Source organism: Archangium violaceum (genome assembly GCF_016887565.1).
Lineage (GTDB): Bacteria > Myxococcota > Myxococcia > Myxococcales > Myxococcaceae > Archangium > Archangium violaceum_B.
This window is the reverse complement of sequence record NZ_CP069396.1, coordinates 2928671-2950189: the sequence shown is the minus strand read 5'-3', so window position 1 is coordinate 2950189 and position 21519 is coordinate 2928671. Positions and strand designations below refer to the sequence as shown.

Below are 21519 nucleotides of genomic sequence, written 5' to 3'. Positions count from 1 at the left end.
CATGGCCAGTGTGCTGTTCACCCCGCTGAAACTGCGCGGGTTGACCCTGAAGAACCGCATCGTCGTCTCACCAATGTGCCAGTACTCGAGCGAAGACGGCTTCGCCAACGACTGGCACTTCGTCCACCTGGGCACCCGGGCCGTCGGAGGCGCCGGGCTGATCATCTTCGAGGCCACGGCGGTCGAGGCCATCGGCCGCATCTCGCCGCAGGACCTGGGGCTCTGGAAGGACGAGCACATCGCGCCGCTCGCGCGGATCACCCGGTTCATCCACCAGCACGGGTCCGTGGCCGGCATCCAGCTGGCGCACGCGGGGCGCAAGGCGTCCACGGCACCTCCCTGGGAGGGCGGTGCGCCCATCGCCCCCACCGAGAAGAACGGATGGAAGCCCGTCGGGCCGAGCCCCATCCCGTTCGACCCGGAGCACACGGTGCCGGAGGCGCTCGACGAAGCGGGCATCCAGCGCGTGGTCCGCGCCTTCGTCGACTCCGCCGAGCGCGCGCGGGCCGCGGGCTTCCGCCAGGTGGAGATCCACGCCGCGCACGGCTACCTGCTGCACGAGTTCCTCTCGCCCCTGTCCAATCAGCGCACCGACCGCTACGGCGGCTCGTTCGAGAACCGCGTGCGGCTCACCCGCGAGGTGGTACAGGCGGTGCGCAAGCGCTGGCCCGAGGATCTGCCCCTCTTCGTGCGCATCTCCGCCACGGACTGGGCCGAAGGTGGGTGGAACCTCGATGAGTCCGTGGCGCTCGCGAAGCTGCTGAAGCAGGACGGCGCGGATCTCATCGACTGCTCCTCGGGAGCCCTGGTGCCCGGGGTGAAGATTCCCGCCGGGCCGGGCTATCAGACGCCCTTCGCCGAGCGCATCCGCAAGGAGGCCGGCATCGCCACGGGCGCCGTGGGCTTCATCCGCGCCGCGCTCCAGGCGGACCACATCGTGCGCACGGAGCAGGCGGACCTGGTCATCCTCGCGCGCGAGCTGCTGCGCGACCCGTACTGGCCCCTGCATGCGGCGCGCGAGCTCCACGCGAAGGTGCCCTGGCCGCCGCAGTACGAGCGCGCCCAGGATTGAGGCGCGCGCATCGGCGAGCACGGGACTCAACGGGCGGACTGAAGACCACCTGGGAGACCTGGCGGCCCGTTGGGTGAAGCAAGGGACCCGCGAGGAATTCCGAAATGTTCGAGCAGGACCTGCTCGACTTGCTCGTGCGTGTCGAGTGTCCGATCCACGCGCTGTCCCGCCTCCGTGAAGAGGAGCCGATCTCCGATCAGGGTCACCCGCCCCGTGGGGGTCATGCGCGAGCAGATGCGGTTCTTGAGGAAGAACGAGTCGGGCGAGGTCTGGTGGTACCGGCACATCTCCGAGAACTGCTCCAACCGCCTCGGCACGCGTGAGAACGCATAGAGGAGCTTCCACGTCCCGTCCGGCTCTTCCCTGGAGAGCGTCCAAAGGCCCCCGCTCAGTTCCAGACGGAATATCCGTCCACCCGAAGTCCACTGCCCGGGCGCGATGGGCAGCGGCTCCGCGAAGCCATCACCGAAGCCCACGTCCACGAGCCACGGCCCATCGTCCAGGGCGATCTCCAGGACGAGGTGATCGAACTCGGGACCGGAGCACTGGCGCCCGTCCTGAGACACCCGCCCGGACAGGTACGTCACCTGGAAGCCGAGCGCGCGCAGGAGAACCGCGAACAGGCCATTCAGCTCGAAGCAGAACCCGCCGCGACGGCCCCGGACGACCTTGTCGAAGAAGGCCGCTTCGTCGAGGACGATGGGACGTTGGCTCCATATATCGAGGTTCTCGAAAGGAACGGACTCGAGGTGCCTGACCTGCAGCCCGCGCAAGGTCTCCCGCGTGGGCGTCAGAGGCCCCTCGTACCCCAACCGCTGAAGATACAGACCGATGTCCATTACCGCCCCCCTTTGCGGATGGAGACCTCCACGACGAAGTCCGGGCCTCGCTCCGAGCGCCCCTCCGCGCGCTCCATCATGGCGGGCCGGTCGTCTCCGGTCCACAGTCCCAGCAGATCGTAGGTCATCCACTGCGCCAGGGAGCGCGCCACCCGCTGGACACCTTCCCGTGACACGGTCGAGAGCGAGTCCTGCGCTTCCATCAGGCCCCGCACCAGCCGCGCGGGCACCATCCAGCACTCGGCTCGCAGCGAGGGCGGCACCAGGAACAGGCAGAACGAGGACTCGCTCTGTCCGAGCAGCTCGTCCACCTGCTCCCGCGCGAGCCGGATGTTCGGCGCCCACTGCCCCGCCCCTCGCTGCTCCAGCTTCCTCGTGTGCACCAGCACTGCCCGCTTCGTCGTGAGGAAGGAGTCGACCTCCACCTTCAGCACGAAGGCCAGCTCCACTCCAGCCGGTCTCGGGTTCTCCGGTGCCGGCTCTCCCTCCACGGGCTCCCGCGTCCTCCGGTACTGGAGGTCCAGCTCCAGAGGCACCGGCTGCCCCTGCGAGAGCAGGATCGACAGGTCCGAGCGGATGCTCTCCAACTCGCGCTTCAGGTCCTCGAGCAGCCTCGTGACCAGCTGCGCTTCGTCCTCCCGGAAGTGCTCCGGGTAGCGCGCGGAGAAGTCCCGCTCCACCCGGCTGAACGCGCCCAGCAGCAGCTCCTCCAGGTCCCTGTCCCGCAGCCACGTCCGGCCCCCGCCAAGACCCACCGTCCCCGCCGCCCTCAGGTGCCGCAGGGCTCCCGTCAGCGTCGCGGGCGTCTCCGGGTCGGGTGCCGCCTCAGGCCCGGCCGCGAGCCAGGCGTTGATGGCTCGCACACGGAACCGCACGCGCGTGGAAGGGTGCTCGCCCAGACGGCGCAGCACCCGCCGATCCGTGGAGGTCTTCACCAGCGACAGCGTCACCAGCTCCGCCTCGGCGGCCGCCGTGTCCGGCGCGCACCACAGGAAGAACTCGATCGCCGCCTTGCGCAGCACCGGCTTCCTCGCGAGCCGCCGGGTCACCTCCTGCCGCCAGGCCGCCAGCTCGTCCGCTCCAGGCCGGCGCTCCGACCCCACGCGCGGCCACAGGTCCGCGCACTCCTCCGCCAGCCAGTACAGCGTCTCCGCCACCGGCAGCACGCCCACCCGCTCGCGGGCCCGGTTCCGCCGCTCGAAGGCATCCGCCGCCCCCTGCCGCAGCGCCACCCGGAAGAAGCTCTCCTCCAACCACAGCAGCACGAGCGCCAGGCCCGGCTCGCCCTTGGGCTCCACGCGCTCCCAGCACTTGTCCGCCACCAGCCGGTGCCGCTCCAGGTCCTTGTCCTCGTGCATGCTGGCGACCAGCGCCTGCAGCGCGCCTCGCACGCCGTCCACGGGGGCCTCGAAGTACGCCAGCAGCTCACAGAGGCTCTCGGTCACCGCCAGCGGTCCTTCCCCTTCCAGATTCCCCGCGAGCAGCAGGCTCGCCCTCGTGCACCAGCGCGTCTCGCGCCGCCCGTTCGCGTAGCACCCCAGGAAGCCGCGCAGCTCACTCCGCCCCTCGGGCGAGGCCACCAGCTGGAAGAGCTTCTCCTCCAGCAGGTCGCGGCACTCGCGCCAGGGCATCTTCGCCGCCCGCTCCCGGATGAACCCCACCAGCTTGTCGCGGCCCTCGCGCAGGTGCGGCAGCAGCGCCCGCAGCTGGTCGAGCCTCCCGATGGCGCGCCTCTCCGAGCCGAGGAGGACCTTCAGGTCCAGCTCCACCGTCTCGTTGAACCGCAGCACCCTGCCGTCGAACGTGCAGCGCACGCCCCTCACGAGGTCCACCAGCCCCTCGGGGTGACGCTTCAAATAGCGCGTCAGGACCTTGGACAGCTCGGCATCCACCTCGCGCACGAGCGGCTCGACGGCCTCTTCCTGGCCCCCGCCCTTGAGCGCCTGGACGAGCTGCTCCTGCCGGGAGATCAACCGCTGGAGCAGCTCCTTCGGCGGCTCCGAGTAGGGCCACAGCAGCTCGCCACAGTGGGCCAGCAGGAACAGCAGCTCGCCGGGGGACCGGGAGCCCGAGTCCAACCGGGACCAGGCGGCCGCCTGCGCCGTCTCGCGCTCGTCCAGCGAGGCCGCGCGCACCCACTCGGCGAGCCGCTCCGCCCACTGGGGACGCGAGGTCAGCACCGCCTCGGGGAGGGCGCCAGCCACCTGCTCGTAGAGCGCCTGGAGCGAGTCAGGCCACTTGTCGTTGCCGGGGTCCATGTCGCGGTCGGTGCCCGCCAGGGCGAGGGCTCACCGCCCTGCTACCATAGCTAATGGCGCAACGGGCTGCTCCAGACGCGGCCGGTACTCCCCGGCCAGTTGCTCCACCTCGGTCGCCAGGCGCTCCCCCTCGTTGAGCAGCAGGGCCTTCAACCGCACCCGGCTCCCCAGCGTGAAGAACACGGACACGTCCCGCAGCACCACCTGCCACCGCTCGGAGAAGTACAGGGTGAAGAGCGCCAGCGGCGGCACCCCCAGCAGCACCGGCACGCCCAGCGCCGGCCCGCGCCACAGCCACGCCCCCACCGTCAGCACCGCCCACCACGTCAGCGACGTCACCAGCGCCGTGAGGAACTTCGCCGTGGCCTGCACGTCCAACTCTGCCTTCCGGCTCGCCCACCTCGGCAGCAGGTACGGCACGTAGAACAGCACGAGCCCCGTGAGGAACAGCGGCAGCCCGAACACGAGCAGCGCCAGGTTCTTCAGCGCGAAACGCGCCACCGGTCCCGTCCGGTACTCCAGCGTCAGGTCCGTGGGGTCTCCCCGCACCAGGGCCAACCGCCTCTGGAAGGACATCAGCACCCCGCGCATCCACTCGAAGCGCTCGGGTTGCTCGGCGCGGAAGATCTGAAGCCCCCGCGCCCAGTGCTTCAGCCGCTCGGGGTCCACCTTCTCCTTCTGCCGGAACGCATAGAGCTGCTCGGACAGCTGGATGAGCGGCAGATCCTCCCACCGCTCCAGGTTGAGCGTGACGGACTTCAGCCCCCCGGCGATGCGCTCGGTGAGCTTGCGCACCGACTCCACCTCTCCCGCCGCGTCCGCCGGGAGGAAGTCCCGCACCTCGATGGGCGTGCCCATCTCGATGAGCACCTCACTGTGGAACACGTGCTTGTCCGCGTACGTGAGGCCCACCGGCACGATGCGCACCGGCGCCCCCTGCTTCGCCGCCCCGAGCGCGATGCGCGCCGCCCCCGTCTTCAGCTCCGCCAGCGAGGGCTCCGAGTGACTCTTCCCCTCGGGGAACAGGGTGATGGCCCGCCCCTGCACCAGCGCCCCGCGCGCGGCATCCAACGTCCCCTCGTTCTTCCCCATCTGCGAGGGGTCATCCTGCTTGCGATACACCGGCAGTGCGCCCAGGCCCTTCAGCAGCCAGCCGATGACGGGCAGCCGGAAGAGCGGCTCCTTGGCCAGGAACGTCACGTGACGGCGCGTGAGGATGAAGACCAGCGCCGGGTCGATGAGGCCATTGGGGTGGTTGCCCACGAACATGACCGGGCCCTCGGGCTCGGCCGAAGGGGCGTTCACCTTCACCCGGTAGAAGAGCCGAAGCGCCAGGGCCACGACCGCACGCACGATGCTGTAGAACACGCGCGCAGTGTACACCGGACGAGGACTCCCGCATTGCACGAGGAGTGCGAGGCGGACATCCTGGCCGCATGGTTCGACCGGACGCCTCTTCGCTACCCCTTCGCCTCTCCATCCGGGTGGGTGCCCTCGCGGTGCTCGTCCTCCACACGGTCGTTGGCTGTGCCCATGCCCCGGCCCCGGCCACGCCTCCCCCCGTGGTCGTCCTGGAGGGTGCCCGTGTCTTCGACGGCGAGGCCCTGAGTGGCCCGGCAACGGTGGTGCTCGAAGGCGAGCGCATTCGTGCCGTGGGGCCTCGTGGCTCGCTTCAGGTTCCAGCCAACGCGCAGGTGATCGACTACTCCGGCAGGACGATCATCCCGGGGCTGATCTCCGCTCACTCCCACGTCGGCAACGTCTCGGGCGTGGAGACGGGACGGAGCTTCTACACCCGAGAGAACATCTCCCGGCAGTTGGCCCGGTATGCCGAGTACGGGGTGACGACCATCAACTCGCTGGGCCTGAACCCGCCCCTGTTCTACACGCTGCGGCGGGAGATGATCCGCAACACCGGCGGCGCGGATCTCCATGGAGCCGGACCCGGCATTGGCGCTCCGATGGGCGCGCCACCGGCGCGAGGCATGGGCCTCGAGGACGACCAGGTCGCGCGTCCCGAAACGGCCGAGGCCGCGCGCGAGGCGGTGCGTGACATGGCCGCGCGAGGCGTCGACATGGTGAAGCTCTGGGTCGACAGCATGAGTGGCGGGCTGCCCAAGCTGAGCCCCGAGGTCTACCGCGCGGCGATCGACGAGGCCCATCGCCACGGCCTGCGGGCCGCCGCACACATCCACGACCTGGAAGACGCCAAGGCATTGGTCGAGGCGGGAATCGATGTGATCGCCCACGGGGTGCGAGATCGGCCGGTGGACGACGCCTTCATCCAGGCCATGAAGGCGCGGGGTGTCTGGTACATCCCCACCATCAACCTGGACGAGGCGAACTACATCTACGCCGAGCACCCCGCCTGGATGGACGAGCCCTTCTTCCGCGCCGCGGTGAGTCCGGCCCTGCAACAGCGTTTCGATTCACCCCAGTGGCGGCGCGAGACACTCGCCAGCCCGGGCGCGGCGAACGCGCGGAAGGCGGTGGCGCTCAATCTGGAGAACCTGCGCGCCCTGCACCAGGCGGGCGTGAAGCTCGGCTTCGGCACCGACTCGGGCGCCCTGCCCCAGCGCATTCCCGGCTTCGCCGAGCACCGCGAGCTCGAGCTGATGACCCAGGCCGGCCTGACACCGGCCCAGGCCCTGCGCGTGGCGACGCGCGACTCGGCCGCGCTGTTGGGATTGAAGGACCAGGGAGCAATCTCACCGGGGATGGTGGCGGACCTGGTGGTGCTGGATTCCGATCCGCTCCAGGACATCCGCAACACCCGGAGCATCCACGCCGTCTGGCGGCGAGGCGTCCAGGTGCGCGGGCGGGTGACTCCCGAGTAGAGCCTCCTCGGGAGTGCCACGCTACTGAAGCAGCTTCTGCTTCACGAAGGCGCCCGACTGGGTCAACGCCGAGTCCGGCCAGGGGCCCGTGGTGCTCGACCCCGGGACGAGCGCCGAGGCGGTCTCGGGCTTGTCGAAGAGCGACCAGTTGGCCCAGCTCAGCTTGTTGTTGTTCAGGAAATCCATCCAGCGCTGGGACTCGGCGAGGTCGAGCCCTCCATTCCCAGACGCATCGCAGGTGCCGAACTCGGTCACGAACAGGGCAATGCCCTTGGACAGGGCATACGTGGCCTTGTCGCGCAGGGACTGCTTGTGCGTGCCCGCGTAGAAGTGAAGGGTGTAGGCCACGTTGGAATACTGGGTGATCGGGCTATCGGCGGCCACGTTCACGTCCTGCGACCAGGTCGGCGTGCCCACCACCACCACGTTGTTCGCACCCGTGGCGCGGATGGCGCCGATGATCTCCAGGGCGTAGGTCTTCACCTCGCTCCAGGACTCGCCGTCCGGCTCGTTGAAGATCTCGAAGATGACGTTGGGCTTGTTCCCGTAGAGCCTGGCCATCTCCGTGAAGAAAGCCTTGGACTGCTGGGTGTGCTGGGTGGCGTTGTGATCATGCCAGTCGATGATCACATAGATGCCCTTGGCGATGGCCGCGTCGACGACAGTCTTTACCCTTGCCTTCTCCGCCGCCGGGTTGGTGAGATAACCCCCGTTCTCCACCCCCATGGCGGCGCGGACGACGGAGACCTTCCAGCCATCCGCCAGTGAGTTGACGGCGGACGCGTTGTAGAAGGCGCCGCCCCACTGGCTCCAGAAGAGGCTCATGCCCTTGAGCTGGACCTGTGCTCCGTATTGATCCTGGAGCTGGTTGCCCACGATCTTGAGCTGACCGTGTAGACCCACGGGCGAAGCCACATCGACCTCGTCGTTCCCCGATGGCCGCTCCTCGTTCCCCGGGGTCTGGGGCCCCTGGTTGTCCGTCTCCGTGTGCCCATCCGGCTCGACGTTGACCTCCGGGGCACCACACCCACTCAGCAGCGCCGCCACGCACAGCCCCCGCAGCCACGCCAGCTCCGTCGACAAACCCAGAAACGAATTCCTTTTCACTTTGTCCTCCAGCGGAATGACAGACACGTCCACCGAATCGTTACGGAAGACCCACGCCCCCCTGGGGATGTCCTGATCCCTAACATGGGCAGCCAGAACCATCAACGCCTGTCCATGGAATGTCTTTCTTTGAGTGCGAGAAGACAGGAGTCCCGCTCCGGGATGTGCGAGCGGGACTCCTGTAGGGGCCACTGTCTGGAGATGAAGCCGACTGCCGCTCCCGGTGGGCTCACGCCCGGCGCAACACCCGGCCCCACGCCGGGGGCAATGCCCCGAGCAGGAGGCGCCCGCCGCGCAGCGGGAACCGGCGCCCGGGTTCCAGCAGGTCGGTCCACTCGCCATCCGGTGCCCCGGTCATGGGCACATCCATCTCCGCGGGTGCCGAAGCGGCGTTCACCGCCACCACGAGAGACTCGCGCGCGTCCACCCGCGCGAAGGCCAGTTGCTCGGAGCGGACCACCAGCTCGCGGTAGCTCCCGCGACGCAGCAGCTCCTGCTGGTGCCGCAGCGTGATGAGACGGGTGAGCGTCTCGCGCAGGGGGCTCGCCGGGCCTGGCGGTTCGGGCAGGGCCGGCCGGAGCGGCCGGTCATCGCCTCCCTCCTTGCGTCCGGTCTGCCCCCATTCACCGCCGTAGTAGAGGGACGGCACGCCGGGGAGCGTGAAGAGCAGCAGGTAGAGCAGCGGGAGGTGGTGGGACTCCTTCAGCAGGCTCGCCGCCCGGTTCACGTCGTGGTTGTCCGCGAAGGTGTAGAGCGTCAGGTGTTCGTACATCCCGCTCGGACCGACCTGCCGTTTCAAGGCGTGGGCCAGCTCGAAGTAGTTCTTGTCGTTGTGACTCGACCACAGCGCCTTCCACAGCGAGTAGTCCGTGGTGGAGTGCAGCCTCCCGGGCCGGGCCCACTCGCGGTAGTCGCCATGGATGACCTCGCCCATCAGCCAGAGCTCCCGAGGCAGCCCCCCGCAGAAGGTGGCGAGGGCATCGAAGAACACAGGGTCCATGGCGTCCGCGGCATCGAGGCGGAGACCGTCGATCTCAAAGCGCTCCACCCAGAAGGCCACGGCGTCGAAGAGGTGTCGGCGGACCGCCTCCTCGCGCAGGTTCAGCTTCACCAGGTCCTCCACCCCGTGCCAGCCCTCGTACACGAAGGGGTCCCCGAAGCGGTTGCGTGCGTCGAAGCGCAGGCCCGAGAACCACGCCTTGTATGCCGAGGACGGTCCCTTCTCCCGCAGGTCCTGGAACGCCCAGAAGGCCCGGCCCACGTGGTTGAAGACGGCATCGAGCACCACCCGCATTCCCCGGGCATGCAGCTCGTCCACCAGGTGGACGAGGGTGCCCTCCTCCCCCAGGCGCCGGTCCACCCGGAAGTAGTCCGCGGTGTCGTAGCCATGCGAGGAGGACTCGAAGACGGGGCCCAGGTAGACGGCGGTGACGCCCAGGGCCTTCCAGGAGTCGAGCCACGGCAGGAGCCGATCGAGCCGGGCCACGGGCGCGCTCCGGAAGTCATTGGTGGCGGGCGCGCCACAGGCCCCCATCGGGTACACGTGGTAGAAGATCGCGTCGCGCACCCAGGCGGGCGGAGAAGACTCGAGAGGACCGTGCATGGTCCGAACGGATGTGCACTCCGGGTCCGGGTCTCAAGCTTGCCCGATGTGCCCCATGCCCGGGACAGGGGCGGGCGAGAAGGCGAACGCCAGACAAGGTGTCAAGTCGCCTCCAGCGCCGGTTGACGCCGTGTTTCCCCAACTTTCACCGTTCCGCCATCTGCTAAGTGCTACCTGCCGCGCCCCAGGACGCATGCGTCCCCCCACAAGGAGACTCTCCTGTACCCGACCTCTTCCCGTTCGCCTCGCTCCTCCTTCCGCCGAGCCCTTCGTCTGTCCTCCGTGCTGCCGCTCGCGGCGGCCTGCGCCCTCGCCATGACGGGCTGTGAGGAGGAAGAGCCCACCCCCACCCCCAACCCCGCCACCAAGGCGCTCGTGGTCGGTCATCGCGGCGCCAGCGCGCTGCGGCCCGAGCACACGCTGGCGGCCTACCGCAAGGCGGTCGAGGACGGTGCGGACATCATCGAGCCGGATCTCGTGTCCACGAAGGACGGCGTGCTCGTGGCCCGTCACGAGAACGAGATCTCCGGCACCACCAACGTGTCGACGCTCGCGAAGTACGCGGACCGCAAGGTCACCAAGACGATCGACGGCGTGCAGCTCACCGGCTGGTTCACCGAGGACTTCACGCTGGCCGAGCTCAAGGAGCTGCGTGCGCGTGAGCGGATCCCCGCGTCCCGTCCCGGTAACACGCAGTACAACGATCAGTACGAGATCCCCACGCTGGCCGAGGTGATCGCCCTGGCCAAGGAGCTGTCGGCCCAGACCGGTCGCACGATCCACATCTACCCGGAGACCAAGCACCCGACCTACTTCCAGTCCATTGGTCTTGCGCTGGAGGATCGACTGGTCACCGCGCTGAAGGCGGACGAGTTCACCACGAGCAAGGCCACCGTCTACATCCAGTCCTTCGAGGTGGCGAACCTGAAGTACCTCCGCGAGAAGCTCGGCGGCTCGCAGCCGAACTGGAAGCTGGTGCAGCTGATGGAGGAGGCGACGAGGAAGCCCTACGACTTCGTCAAGGCGGGCGACCCGCGCACCTACGCCGATCTGATGACCGAGGCCGGCATGAAGGAGATCGCCACCTACGCCAACGGCGTCGGGCCCTACAAGCTGAGCATCATCAACGTGGACAGCACCGGCGCCTTCCAGCAGCCGAGCACGCTCGTGAGCAACGCGCACGCGGCGGGCCTGGTGGTGTTCCCGTACACCTTCCGCCCGGAGAATGCCTTCCTGCCCTCGCCGCTCAAGACGGAGGGTCCGGACAGCACGCGCAATCCGGCCGGCTCCATCAAGGAGATCCAGGCGTATCTCGATGCCGGCATCGATGGCTTCTTCACCGACGATCCCGCGGTGGGCCGTCAGGCGGTGGACACGTACAAGCGCTGAGCCGTCACGGCCGGGCTGGGCTCCCACGCGCCGCTCGCGTGGGAGCCCCTGCTCCGAAGGGTCCGCGGCATCGGCCGGTCAGTAGCCGACGTAGGCCGCGCCCTCGTTGAGCGACTTGACGCCGGGCACGTTGGACACCGAGCCGTAGCGATCCACCGCGTACCGCACGGCCGCGATGATGTTGTCCACCGGGTTGCGGATGTTGTCGTGGCCGGGCAGCTTGTAGGCGTCGAACGTCGGCTGGATGGTCTGCATCAGGCCAATGGACGGCGTGCCCTTCTTGGCGTTGTCGTCCCAGAGGTTGATGGCGTTCGGGTCACCGCTGGACTCGCGCTGGATGATGGTGGCGATGTCCTTCGCGTTCATCTTGTCCGCCGGCACGCCCGCCGCGCGCAGCTTCTCCGTGGCCTGCTTGATCCAGTCACCCACCTGCCCCGGGGGCACATCGCCCACGGACGCGCTGCCCTGGGTGCCCTTCGTCGACGCGGCGTTCTTGCTCCCGGTGGGCGACGGAATGAACTCGTCCTTGCTGCCCGGGATGTTGAGCTTCGCTCCAGCGAGGATGACGTTGGCATCCTTGATCTGCGAGTTCGCCTTCATCAACGAGTCGACGTTGGTGTTGTAGCGCTGCGCGATCTTGCTCAACGTGTCCCCGGACTTGATGCTGTAGCTGCCCATGTGCGGTTCCCTCGGATGTAAGTGCCGTGCACGGGGATAGAGCAGAAGGTGTGCCAGACACCGCCCCCTCCCACCTGCATCCGGAAGTCCTTGATTCCACTCGTCTCCGTCCCGGCTCCAGCCTCTTCCCGATGACCGCCGTCATCACTTCGCGCCAGTTGCCGCTGGTGACTGCTGTTCCCCCCTGGTGACTGCTGTCACCACCCCGGGGTGGTGCAACATCCGCTTCGCGGCACTCGTGCAATGGCGTGCACAGCCTTCCCTCACGGTCCTTGGAATCTCCCCCGGTTGGCGCGCTGGACGCGCGATTGCATCCCGCGGAGCCATGTCTCCGAACCCGAGCCGAGTGGTCCGTAACCCCTGGGTGTACGTCCTCGTCTTCTGCGCCGCGACCGTGGCATCGGCGGCCTTCCTCATCGCGCTCATGACCGATCGCGCCGGTGACCCCGTACGGCTCGGACTGTTCGGGCTGGTGCACGCCTGTATCGTCTTCGCCGCGCTCTTCGTCTCGGTGGGCGACTGGTCCGAGAGCGGTAACAGCCAGGCCCTGCGCGGCCTCGCCCTCACCACGCTCCTGGGCGGGTGCTTCGGGCTGATGCCGCCCGTCACCGTCGGCATCGCCCTCATCTGCTCGCTCCTGCTCGGCACCCAGTGGCTCGCGGGGTAGTGCCCGCGCTGGACGCTCAGGGCTCCGGCACTCCTCGGCGGTGGAAGATCTCCCGGTTGCCGGGGAAGTCCTCCTCCCAGAGGATCTGCACCTCGGCACCCCGGCCCGAGGCGATGATGACGGGCGAGGTGGATTTTCCGGGGGACTGACTCAGGTTCAGGACCTCTCCGAAGCTCGCCCCCCGGTTGGCGCTGGAGCGGTAGAAGATCTCCCCCCCGCTCCCGGTCTTCTCGCGCCAGACGATGCGGATGAAGTCGCCAGAGGAGGAGATCGCGTACTGCGACGACTTGCCCGGGGTCTCGCTCACGTTCCACGGAACGCCGAAGGTGACGCCTCCATCCGAGCTCCGCGCGAGGAAGATGTCCGACTGACCCGCCCGCTCCTCCTTCCAGAGGATGAAGACGGCTTCGTCGTGCACGTCGATCAGCGGATCCAATGAGGCCACGGGACTCCGACTGAGGTTCAGGATCGGCTCGAAGCTGGCGCCGCCCGTGATGCTCCGGCGGAAGACGATCTCGCTGCCGCAACCGCTGCCTTCCCGCCAGACGACGTACACGCCACGCGCGTCCGTCACGAGCCGCGAGTCCTCGGAGGCCTCCGCCCCCTCATCGAGCACCTGCACGGGCACGAACGAGCGCCCCTCATCCGTGCTCCGGCGGAAGTACACATGCGAGCCATCGTCCCAGACGGCATGGACGTTGGCTCCCTGCGCTCCGAGATCCAGGTCACCGCCGCTCGATTGCTCGCTGAGCACCAGGGCCGCATCGAAGGAGTCCCCGAAATCGTGGCTGGCCCGGAAGAGCAGCTCCCCCTCCTTCTCGGAGCGGCTCCAGGCCACGTAGACGTTCCCGCCCGCCGCGACGATGCGGGGCGACCTCCCGCTCTCGCTCAGCACCTGGATGGGGCCGAAGGTCACCCCGAAGTCGTGGCTCGTCCGGAGGCGGATGCCGTCCTCGACCCAGACGACGTAGACGTTCGCCTGGGCCTTGGTCACATGCACCTCCGAGGCGCGTGCGTGACTGTTGCTCAGGTTCTGGGCCTGACCGTAGGTGAGACCCCGATCCGCGCTCTTCCGGAAATAGACGTCCCCGTACCCCGTCCGCATGTCGATCCAGGCGGCGAAGACGTGCTCCCCCGATATCTCCACCGCGGGTTCACGCGAGTGGGCCCGGTGCTCGCTCATGTTCCCGGCGGCGCCGAACCCATCGCGAGCAAGCCCGGCCTGGGGTGAGAGCAGCACCCATGCTCCCGCCACCGCGCCTCGAAGCCACCCGAAAGCCCCCATTGCCCATCCCCCCGCCCGCGCGCTTCCGACAAGCGTCAACTTCGCTACTCGCGCCGTCAGGCTGAATTGAACGGAGGACCATGCCCTCTGACTTCGACTGGACACCCGGCGTCAGCGTCCCTCCAGCAGTTCCTCCAGGGCCGCTCGCCCTCCCCGGAAGACCGGCCAGCCATCCCCCACCAGGACCGCGTCGATACGCGGCCAGGCGAGCAGGCCTCGAACCGACGCACGCGCCTGGGCCGCGTCCTTCAGCTTCGCCTCCGGAAGGAGGTTGAGCCGGCCTCCCTGGTGGCCCCGGATGAGATCCCCCGTCACCAGCGTCGTGTCCTCCAGGATGAAGGCCAGCTCACCGGGGGTCTTGGAGCCGTGCAGCTCCAGCGTCACCAACCCGGGGACCAGCTGCTCGCCCTCCGCGAGCCACCGCTCGCACCTCAGGGGAAAGGTGTCCGCCTCCGCTCGAGGACCCGCTACCTTCGCACCGAAGGCGGCCACCAGCTCGCGCGTGGCCCTCACGTGCTCCGAGTTGGTGATCACCACCCAGGCCACTCCGCCCAGCGAACGCAGGTGCTCGGCATCGTGCGCGGACAGCGGGAGCGGGTCGAAGACCACGTTCCCCTCCGGGCGCACCCAGGCCACGCTGTGGAAGTCCAGGTTGCGCGCCTCGTTGAACTGGGACCAGCTGTGGAGATCTTTCCGGTGCAGGGCTTTCATGGGCCCGAGCCTGCCCCACTTCTAGAAAGCTCCGATGCTGAAATGGAACTGCACCACCGGCTCGTTGAGCGTTTCGTCCGGATCCAGGTTGACGCCCACGTCGAACGCCAACGGGCCCACCGGCGTCTGGTAGCGCATCCCCGCCCCCGTCGAGTAGCGCAACGACAGGAATTCGTACTTCTTCCGGTCCAGCCAGAGATTACCCGCCTCCAGGAAGAAGCCCACGTCGAACGAGGACACCACCGGAATCCTCAGCTCCCCCTTCGCCAGCGTGAACAGCTCTCCTCCCTCGCTCGTGGGCGCCTGGCCCGCGAGGATGGTCAGCAGATCCGTGTTGCACCCCGCCGGATGGACGAGCGAGCGGCAGTCCGCCACCTGATTCCTCAACTCCGTGCGGCGATCCTCCCCGAGGATTCCGTCCTCCCGGAAGCCTCTCAGGCTCGAGGAGCCTCCCAGGAAGAAGCGCTTGGAGCCGATGACCTGTGCGTTGTCCTCCAGCGGTACCACCGTGCCGCCCCTCACCGACAGCGCCAGCACCGCCCTCGACGTCAGCGGCGCGTACACGCTCACGTTCCCAGAGATCTTCAGCCCGTTGATGGGCAGGGGTGTCTGCGGCTCGCCCGTGATGGTGGTCGGCTTCGCGCTCAGCGCCCGCATCCACTCGGCGCTGGTGGACACCAGCAGGCCCTTGTGCGGATTGGCCGGATCATCCCGCAGGTCCACCGCGGCCGACGAGCGCACCGTGTTCAGGATGAAGAAGCCGTAGGGGAAACGCAGCCGCTCCTGGTCCGCGCGGCTCGGTGCCGTGAGGGGCCGATCTCCCGCCTCCAGCAGGTTGCCCTCCAGCTCGTACTGCAGTCCGAAGCTCAGCCAGCGCGTCACCGTCCAGTCCAGGCCCGTCACCGCCGCGGCTCGGGTGGACAGGTACGAGGGCCGGTGCACGCGCTCGCCGATCAGATCCAACCGCGCGCCCACCTCCAGGGGTTGCAGGCCGTAGAGCCGAGGCTGCACCGCCGACAGCACGGCGCGCCCGCCGAAGTCGCTCACCCAATCGTAGACACCGGGCGTCCGGCACTCCTCCGGCGCCGCCGTGCACCGGGCCCGATCCAGGCTGGCCTTGTCCACCCCCTGGGCGCTCCACCCCGTGTAGTTGAGCTTCAACCGGGCCGACAGGTTGAGGCCTCGTCCGTCCACGTTGGGCCGAGCCAGGTCCAGCACCAGGCGCGGACCTTCCGACAGGAAGTACCCACCCGCGACCTCGCCCTCCAGGCGCGGGCGCTCGCGCACCTCCACCACCACGTCCTTGCTGGCCTCCGGCACGTCCGGCTTCTCCAGCCGCACCGTCACCTGCCGGAAGATGTTGAGGAGCGCGAGCCGGCGCTGGCTCTCGAAGAGCTTCTCCGGATTGAGCACCTCGTCCTCCTCGAGGCGCACCGTGGCCCGCACCACCTCCTCGTTGGTGCGCTCCGCTCCTCGGATGAGGATGCGGCCCACCGTCACCCGAGGCCCCGGCTCCAGCTTGTAGACGATGTCCATGCCCTCGCCCGCGGGTTTTGGATCCGCGTCCACCCGGGCGAAGAGGTACCCCTCGCGTCCCAGCTCCGTGGCGAGCGCCTGCCGCCCGCGCTCCACCGCCTCCAGGCTCAGCGGCTCGCCCCGCTTCACCGGCACCAGCCGCTGGCCGTCGAAGCCCTGGGGCCCTCCCTCGATGCGCACCTCGGCCACGCGCCGCTGCGTGCCCTCGTCCACGTCGAACACGGCCACCGCCGTGCGCCGCTCCACGTTCACCCGCAGCCGGGTGAAGCTCACCCGCGCCGCCAGGAAGCCCCGCTCGCGGTACGCCTCCGTCATCGACTCCGCGGCGTCCCGCCAGGCCTCCTCGACGAAGACGGTGGCGGGATTGCTCACCCACTCGGGCGGCTTCGGGGGACGGCCGCGCAACCCCGGTGGCCCCGGCTCCTCCACCTGGAGCGGCTGCCCCTCGGGCTGGGGCGTGTTGGCGCGGATGCGCTCGGCCAGCATCTCGCGCAGCGTCTCGCTGGAGAGCACCGTGTTGCCGCGGAACCGCACCTGCCGCACGCGCAGCGGGTGGCCCTCCTCGATGTCGAAGGAGAGCACGGCCCGCTCGCCGTCCGGGCGGTGCACCTCGCGCGTCTCCACGTGCACGTCGTTGAAGCCCCGGTAGCGGTAGAAGGACTCGAGCTGCCGCGCCAGCCGGGCCACCGTCGCCGCGTCCAGCGGCTCCGAGCCGTCATAGGCGAGCATGCGCGCCAGCACCGTGTCCGGGAAGCGGTGGTTGCCGTGGAAGTGGAAGCGGAAGCGAGGCCCCGCGGAGATGGGCACCAGCACCGTCGCCACCTCGCCCTCCTCCTGGAGCACGGGCACTCCCACGCTGGCGCGCCAGTAGCCCCGCTCGCGCAGCAGCGTCCGCAGCCGCTCCAGTCCGGACCTCAGGCCTCCGCTGTCCAGCACGCCGCCCACCCGCAGCCCCAGCGTGGAGAGCAGCTCGGACAGCGGCAGCCCGGGGCTCCCCGTCACCGTGACGGAGGCCACCCGCGTGGGCGTCCCCTCGAAGAGGGTGAACACCAGCGACACGCCTCCGGGCACCGCCTCGCGCGTGAGCTGGATGCGCGCCTTGTTGTAGCCCTGGCTCTGGTACTCCTCCTCCAGGCCCTTGAGGGCCTCCCGGAGCGCGTCCTCGTCGAGCCGCCGGCCCTTCTCGATGCCCTTCGTCCGCAGCACCCCCAGCAGCGCCTGATCGCTCAGGACGACGTTGCCCTCCACCGCGAGCTGGAGGATGGGCTGCATGGGCGTGAGCTCGAACACCACGCGCACCCCGCCGGGCACGTCCACCGCGCGCACCACGATGTCGGCGAAGCGCCCGCTGATCCACAGCCGCTCCACCGAGCGCCGCACGGCACGGGCCGACAGCGCCTGCCCCTTGCGGACCGCCACCAGCTCGACCAGCCCCGCCGGATCCACTCCCGCGGGCAGGTGCAGCTCCACCGCTTCCACCGTGGGGGCCACCGGCGGCGAGGCCTCCGGCCGCACCGCGAGCTCCGGCGCCTCGACGGCCCTGGCCGGCTCCACCCGCTTGTCCGGAGGCTGGGCCAGGGCCGCACCCGCCAGCAACAGGGCGAGCGCGAGCGCTACTGGGACTCCCAGCTCAGTTTGAGCTCGATCCCAGGATTGCCCAATGCGGTCTCGCTGTGCTCGTTGTCCCACTGGCCCTGCAAGGAGAGGCGGTTGTCGAAATGGTACTCGGCACGCGCCCGAGTCCCGCGTCCGCTGACGGGTTGCGTCAATCCAATCTTAAGCCGCTCCGTGAGGAACTTCGACTCCAACCGAGCGGTCGGCTCCGCTTGTTGCGTGGCGTCGTTGTAGGTGGTGGAGATCTGCAGGGACAGGTCCTTGAGGACCGGATTGTTGGGGATGAAGCGCTGGACCTGCCGGTCCAACCCGGACATGTTGAAGAAGGCCTCGGCGGCCAGACCCGCGCTGGCAGAGGCCGCGGTCTCCTTGTCCGTGCTCGTCAGACCCAGCGTGAGGAGCGACACCAGGTCGCCCTCGGGCAGCGCCGGCTCCGAGGTGAGGAGCACCTGGGGAGCGGCCGGGCGTCCGAAGGCATGCAGTTTGACCTGGTACTCGCGCACCTGGGACTGGGCGCGCAGGTCGAAGACGGGGTCGATGCCGTAGCGGTCCTGGAACTCGATCTGCCCGCGGGTGACGGTGAACTGGTTGTTGCGGAAGAAGGCCTGGCTGCTCTCGGCCGTCTCCACCGTGCCGAGCACCCCCAGGCGCGCGTTGGTCCCGGTGACCCGTAGAGAGCCGATGAGCCGCGCGCGGGCCAGGTTGTTGTCCACGCGCACGTCGCCCAGGTGCACGCCGATGTCGAGGGTGAGGTACTCGCGGGGCTTCTCCGCGGGCGTGGGCAGCACGGTGCGCCGGGAGAGGCGCTTGAGGATGTCGTCCAGCTCCAGGCCCCGGCGGTAGCGCAGGTTGCGGATGTCCAGCGCGCCGCCCAGCCGCAACGCGTCCGGGTGGCCGGTGAGCCACAGCTGCCCGGTGGTGTTGAAGGGCAGATCCTCGTGGAAGCGCGTGGCCACGTCGGTGAGGGAGACGTTCACCTGCAGCTCCGCGGGCTGGAACTCGTTCAGCGCCACCTGGCCGCCGATCTGCACGCGGCCCTCGTTGAGCGTGCCCTGCATCTCCTCCACGAGGATGCGCTGGGTGGTGAACTCCACCCGCCCGTTCAGCCCTCGAGCCGACACCGGCTGGTCCCTCAAGGACAGCTTCGCGTCCAGCAGGTGGAGCGTGCCCACGAGAGAGGGTTTGCGCGGGCTGCCGTTGGCCACGGCGTTGAGCTCCAGACGGCCACCGGTGCGCACCAGCATGGGCGAGAGGGACTCGAGCAGGCGCAGGTCCATGGAGCCGCGCAGGTAGAGCTCCATGGCATCGAAGCCCACCCAGCCCTGCGCGGACAGCTCCGTCTCCGGACCGCGGAAGATGAAGGAGGGCACCTCCAGCCGCCCCTGGGTGAAGCTCAGCGCGATGGGCCCGTCGTTGGCCCCGGAGAGCTGGCCGCGAGACAGGGTGAGCCGCTCCACCGTGGCGCTCATCTGGAGGGCCTGCGCGTCGAGCAGCGCGCCCTGGGCCTTCACCACCGCCTTGACCGAGCCGGACAGGTCCTGGGTGAAGGCATTGGTGGGCAGCAGCGGGCGGATCTCCGGCAGCTCCAGCGTCACCGCGGCATCGAAGGGATACGGCTCCTTCACGCGCATGAACAGGATGCCGCTCGTGTCGCGCGAGGGCCGGCCCGCCACCTGCAGGTCACGCCCCGACAGGAGCGCCTCGAGACCCATGTTGCCCAGGTCGCGCTTGGCGAACGTCACCTTCGGGCCCCACACCCGGGCCCGCGTCACCGGCAGGTCCGTGTTGCCCGACACCGTGCCTTCCATCTCCAACAGGCCGCTCACGCCCAGGCGCTCCGACTCCGGGCCGACGAGCTCCGCCAGGGACAGGTTGTCGCCACCGAAGCGGTAGTCCAGCTTGCCCTTGTCGGGCCCGGAGAAGAAGAAGGAGCCATCCACCCAGGTACGGCCCAACCGGCCCTCCAGCAGCGTGCGCTCGAGCACCATGGCCTTGCCATCGTCGAAGCGCAGCCGCATCGAGCCGTCGCCCATGTGCCGCCCGTAGTAGGTGGTGTTCTTGAAGTCGAAGGCCACCAGCCCCTCGAACTGGTCGATGGGACTGTCGATCTCCACCCGGCCCGAGGCCTCGCCCACCAACGGCCCCTGCATGACGGAGATGGTGGAGTGCAGGCCGGCGATGATGTCGATCAGATCCTCGGTGCGGCCCCGGGGCACCTCCACCTCGGCCCGCGCGTGCAGCGAGCGCCCGAAGGTGAGCGCCGCGTTGCCAAAGTACTGGGTGCGCCCCTTCTGGCCCGTGAGCGTGGGGAAGCCCAGCACCTTGTCCGCGTACGCCACCTTGCCCTGCACCACGCCCAGGTCGAAGCCCCAGAACTCGAAGTCACGCAGCGACAGGCTCGCGCCGATCTTCACGTCCGAGTACGGGCCCTCGATGGTGGTGCTCATCGAGCCGCGCCCCGCCCACTCGAGCTCCGCGATGTGGCCGAAGTCCGACAGGTCCACGTCGCCGTGGACGTCCGCCAGGAGGCCCTTCTGCACGTCGTAGAAGAGCGTCACCTCGCCACCAACGCGGGAGCCACCCGATTCGAGCTGGACATCGGAGAAGGAGACGCGGTCTCCCAGCAGCGACACGCGCGTCGCCACGTGGCCCCGCTCGAAGGTGAGCAGGGTGCGGCCCGAGGCCGGAGGCGCGTCGAAGGCGCGCGTGGCCAGCACGAAGCGGCCGGTGCGCAGGTCCACGTTGCCCGACAGGTTGAGCTTCGGCATCAGCGTGCCGCGCAGGTCCGCGGTCGCGTTGGCGGGGAAGTCCACCCAGGAGCCCGTCAGGCCGGCCTTCTCCAGGATGAGGCCGAACGGCGCGTCGCGGGTCTCCAGGTGAACCTCCACCGGGAACCCCGGCCCCAGCCCGAGGGTGCCGGAGACGCGCGCATCCCCCTTGCCGATGGGCAGCGTGAGCTCTTCCACCGTCACCACGTCCCCGGCATACGCCAGCCGCGCCGTGAGCGAGCCCGGGGTGAAGCCTCCATAGGCAAGCCCGCTGCCGGCCAGCTCCAGCGACACGCTGGGCGCCGCCGGGCGGCCATTCACCGTCAGACGCGACCAGAGGTGCCCGTTGGCGGGCTTGGGCAGCAGCCCCGCCTGCGACAGCGTCCGCAGCGGCAGGAACACCTGGGCGTCCATGGCGAGCACCGGATCGCACAGCTGCTCCACCCGGCCGGAAATGTTCACCGTCACGTCGTCCAGCGACACCTCCGCGCGGTCCACCTCCAGCAGCTCCTCGTCCACGTCCAGCCCGCCCGAGAGCGCCAGCCGCCCGAGGGCGAGCTCCTGTCCGGGGCCCAGCCGCACCAGGCCGCGCCGGGCCTCCACCTCGAACTCCTCCTCGCCCCAGCGCTCGCGCACGCTCACGTCCAGCTCGGACACCTCCACCTGGCGGCCACCAGGCAGCAGCAGCCGCACCTCCGCGCCGGTGATGGCCAGCCGCGAGAGGATGAGCCGCCGCAGCGGTTGCAGCGGGCACACGCCCGGCTCGCCCGAGGGCGTTCGCGGACGTGACAGGTCCAGCGCGAGCCGCGGCCGGAGCACCCGCACCATGTCGATGGAGACCTTGCCGGAGATGGGATGGGGCAGGCCGATCTGCACCTCGGCCGAGTCCGCGGCGAGCAGCGGCGTGTCCGAGCCCTTCTCGAAGACGGACAGTCCGCGGAGGATGACGCGCTGGCCGAGCGGATCCACCTCACACTGGCCGATGCCCACCTCGAGCCCGAGCAGCGTGGGGAGCTGGCGCCGGGCCTGGGTGCACAACCCCTCCCAGACGGTGCGCGTACGGAAGGCCATCACCGTCCCCAGCACGAGTGCGAGGACGATGAGCCACAGCGGCGCCTTGCGCGCGCCCTGCTGCCTGTTCCGTAGAGCCAAAAC

The 21519-nt window shown here is 69.3% G+C and carries 14 protein-coding genes; 4 read left to right on the top strand and 10 right to left on the bottom strand.

All coding sequences use genetic code 11. The features are described from left to right. The first annotated feature begins 1 nt into the window (after nucleotide 1). On the top strand, nucleotides 2-1072 hold the full coding sequence (locus JRI60_RS12205) for an NADH:flavin oxidoreductase/NADH oxidase (protein WP_204226021.1): 1071 nt from the start codon (nucleotides 2-4) through the stop codon (nucleotides 1070-1072). A 26-nt stretch (nucleotides 1073-1098) separates the two neighbouring features. On the opposite strand, the gene JRI60_RS12200 is transcribed toward JRI60_RS12205, so the two are convergent. The 3 genes from JRI60_RS12200 to JRI60_RS12190 are packed head-to-tail and all read right to left on the bottom strand — an operon-like array spanning nucleotide 1099 to nucleotide 5537. After that, the gene (locus tag JRI60_RS12200; RefSeq protein WP_204226020.1) at nucleotides 1099-1911 is read right to left on the bottom strand and encodes an arylamine N-acetyltransferase family protein; all 813 of its coding nucleotides are present in this window, start codon (nucleotides 1909-1911) and stop codon (nucleotides 1099-1101) included. Next, on the bottom strand, nucleotides 1911-4169 hold the full coding sequence (locus JRI60_RS12195) for a hypothetical protein (protein ID WP_204226019.1): 2259 nt from the start codon (nucleotides 4167-4169) through the stop codon (nucleotides 1911-1913). The genes JRI60_RS12200 and JRI60_RS12195 overlap by 1 nt, the downstream gene beginning before the upstream one ends. Before the next feature lie 30 nt (nucleotides 4170-4199). Next, the gene (locus JRI60_RS12190; RefSeq protein ID WP_204226018.1) at nucleotides 4200-5537 is read right to left on the bottom strand and encodes a lysophospholipid acyltransferase family protein; all 1338 of its coding nucleotides are present in this window, start codon (nucleotides 5535-5537) and stop codon (nucleotides 4200-4202) included. A 68-nt stretch (nucleotides 5538-5605) separates the two neighbouring features. Between JRI60_RS12190 and JRI60_RS12185 the strand changes: the two genes are divergently transcribed. Further along, nucleotides 5606-7006, top strand: a complete 1401-nt coding sequence (locus tag JRI60_RS12185; RefSeq protein WP_204226017.1) for an amidohydrolase family protein — start codon at nucleotides 5606-5608, stop codon at nucleotides 7004-7006. Between the two features lie 21 nt (nucleotides 7007-7027). On the opposite strand, the gene JRI60_RS12180 is transcribed toward JRI60_RS12185, so the two are convergent. Both JRI60_RS12180 and JRI60_RS12175 read right to left on the bottom strand, forming a co-directional pair. Then, nucleotides 7028-8089 (bottom strand): glycoside hydrolase family 5 protein, encoded by a 1062-nt coding sequence (locus JRI60_RS12180; RefSeq protein WP_239470473.1) that lies wholly within the window; start codon nucleotides 8087-8089, stop codon nucleotides 7028-7030. Between the two features lie 253 nt (nucleotides 8090-8342). After that, a complete protein-coding gene (locus JRI60_RS12175) occupies nucleotides 8343-9716 on the bottom strand; it encodes an alpha-amylase family glycosyl hydrolase (protein WP_204226016.1) in 1374 nt (457 codons plus the stop codon). Nucleotides 9717-9998: 282 nt separating this feature from the next. On the opposite strand from JRI60_RS12175, the gene JRI60_RS12170 reads away from it, so the two are divergent. After that, a complete protein-coding gene (locus tag JRI60_RS12170; RefSeq protein WP_239470472.1) occupies nucleotides 9999-11105 on the top strand; it encodes a glycerophosphodiester phosphodiesterase in 1107 nt (368 codons plus the stop codon). 78 nt (nucleotides 11106-11183) lie between these two features. On the opposite strand, the gene JRI60_RS53250 is transcribed toward JRI60_RS12170, so the two are convergent. Further along, nucleotides 11184-11783 carry a LysM peptidoglycan-binding domain-containing protein gene (locus JRI60_RS53250; RefSeq protein WP_239470471.1) on the bottom strand — a complete coding sequence of 200 codons (600 nt, stop codon included), beginning with the start codon at nucleotides 11781-11783 and terminating at the stop codon, nucleotides 11184-11186. 325 nt (nucleotides 11784-12108) lie between these two features. On the opposite strand from JRI60_RS53250, the gene JRI60_RS12155 reads away from it, so the two are divergent. After that, a complete protein-coding gene (locus JRI60_RS12155) occupies nucleotides 12109-12450 on the top strand; it encodes a hypothetical protein (protein ID WP_204226015.1) in 342 nt (113 codons plus the stop codon). Nucleotides 12451-12466: 16 nt separating this feature from the next. Here the strand turns inward: JRI60_RS12155 and JRI60_RS12150 are convergent, their stop codons facing one another. The 4 genes from JRI60_RS12150 to JRI60_RS12135 all read right to left on the bottom strand — a co-directional run bounded on the left by JRI60_RS12150 (nucleotide 12467) and on the right by JRI60_RS12135 (nucleotide 21516). Then, complete coding sequence (locus tag JRI60_RS12150) at nucleotides 12467-13690, bottom strand: sialidase family protein (RefSeq protein WP_204226014.1); 1224 nt, start codon at nucleotides 13688-13690, stop codon at nucleotides 12467-12469. A 156-nt stretch (nucleotides 13691-13846) separates the two neighbouring features. Then, a complete protein-coding gene (locus tag JRI60_RS12145; protein WP_204226013.1) occupies nucleotides 13847-14446 on the bottom strand; it encodes an MBL fold metallo-hydrolase in 600 nt (199 codons plus the stop codon). A 21-nt stretch (nucleotides 14447-14467) separates the two neighbouring features. Then, the gene (locus tag JRI60_RS12140) at nucleotides 14468-17578 is read right to left on the bottom strand and encodes a POTRA domain-containing protein (protein WP_239470470.1); all 3111 of its coding nucleotides are present in this window, start codon (nucleotides 17576-17578) and stop codon (nucleotides 14468-14470) included. Between the two features lie 17 nt (nucleotides 17579-17595). Further along, entirely contained in the window at nucleotides 17596-21516 is a 3921-nt protein-coding gene (locus JRI60_RS12135; protein WP_204226012.1) for a translocation/assembly module TamB domain-containing protein, read from the bottom strand. Nucleotides 21517-21519 lie beyond the last annotated feature (3 nt).

Bases quoted from the DNA above. Each gene is read 5' to 3' on its own strand.
- JRI60_RS12155 (WP_204226015.1), top strand. From the start codon at position 12,109: ATGTCTCCGAACCCGAGCCGAGTGGTCCGTAACCCCTGGGTGTACGTC.
- JRI60_RS53250 (WP_239470471.1), bottom strand. From the start codon at position 11,783: ATGGGCAGCTACAGCATCAAGTCCGGGGACACGTTGAGCAAGATCGCG.
- JRI60_RS12185 (WP_204226017.1), top strand. From the start codon at position 5,606: ATGGTTCGACCGGACGCCTCTTCGCTACCCCTTCGCCTCTCCATCCGG.
- JRI60_RS12200 (WP_204226020.1), bottom strand. From the start codon at position 1,911: ATGGACATCGGTCTGTATCTTCAGCGGTTGGGGTACGAGGGGCCTCTG.
- JRI60_RS12145 (WP_204226013.1), bottom strand. From the start codon at position 14,446: ATGAAAGCCCTGCACCGGAAAGATCTCCACAGCTGGTCCCAGTTCAAC.
- JRI60_RS12175 (WP_204226016.1), bottom strand. From the start codon at position 9,716: ATGCACGGTCCTCTCGAGTCTTCTCCGCCCGCCTGGGTGCGCGACGCG.
- JRI60_RS12195 (WP_204226019.1), bottom strand. From the start codon at position 4,169: ATGGACCCCGGCAACGACAAGTGGCCTGACTCGCTCCAGGCGCTCTAC.
- JRI60_RS12205 (WP_204226021.1), top strand. From the start codon at position 2: ATGGCCAGTGTGCTGTTCACCCCGCTGAAACTGCGCGGGTTGACCCTG.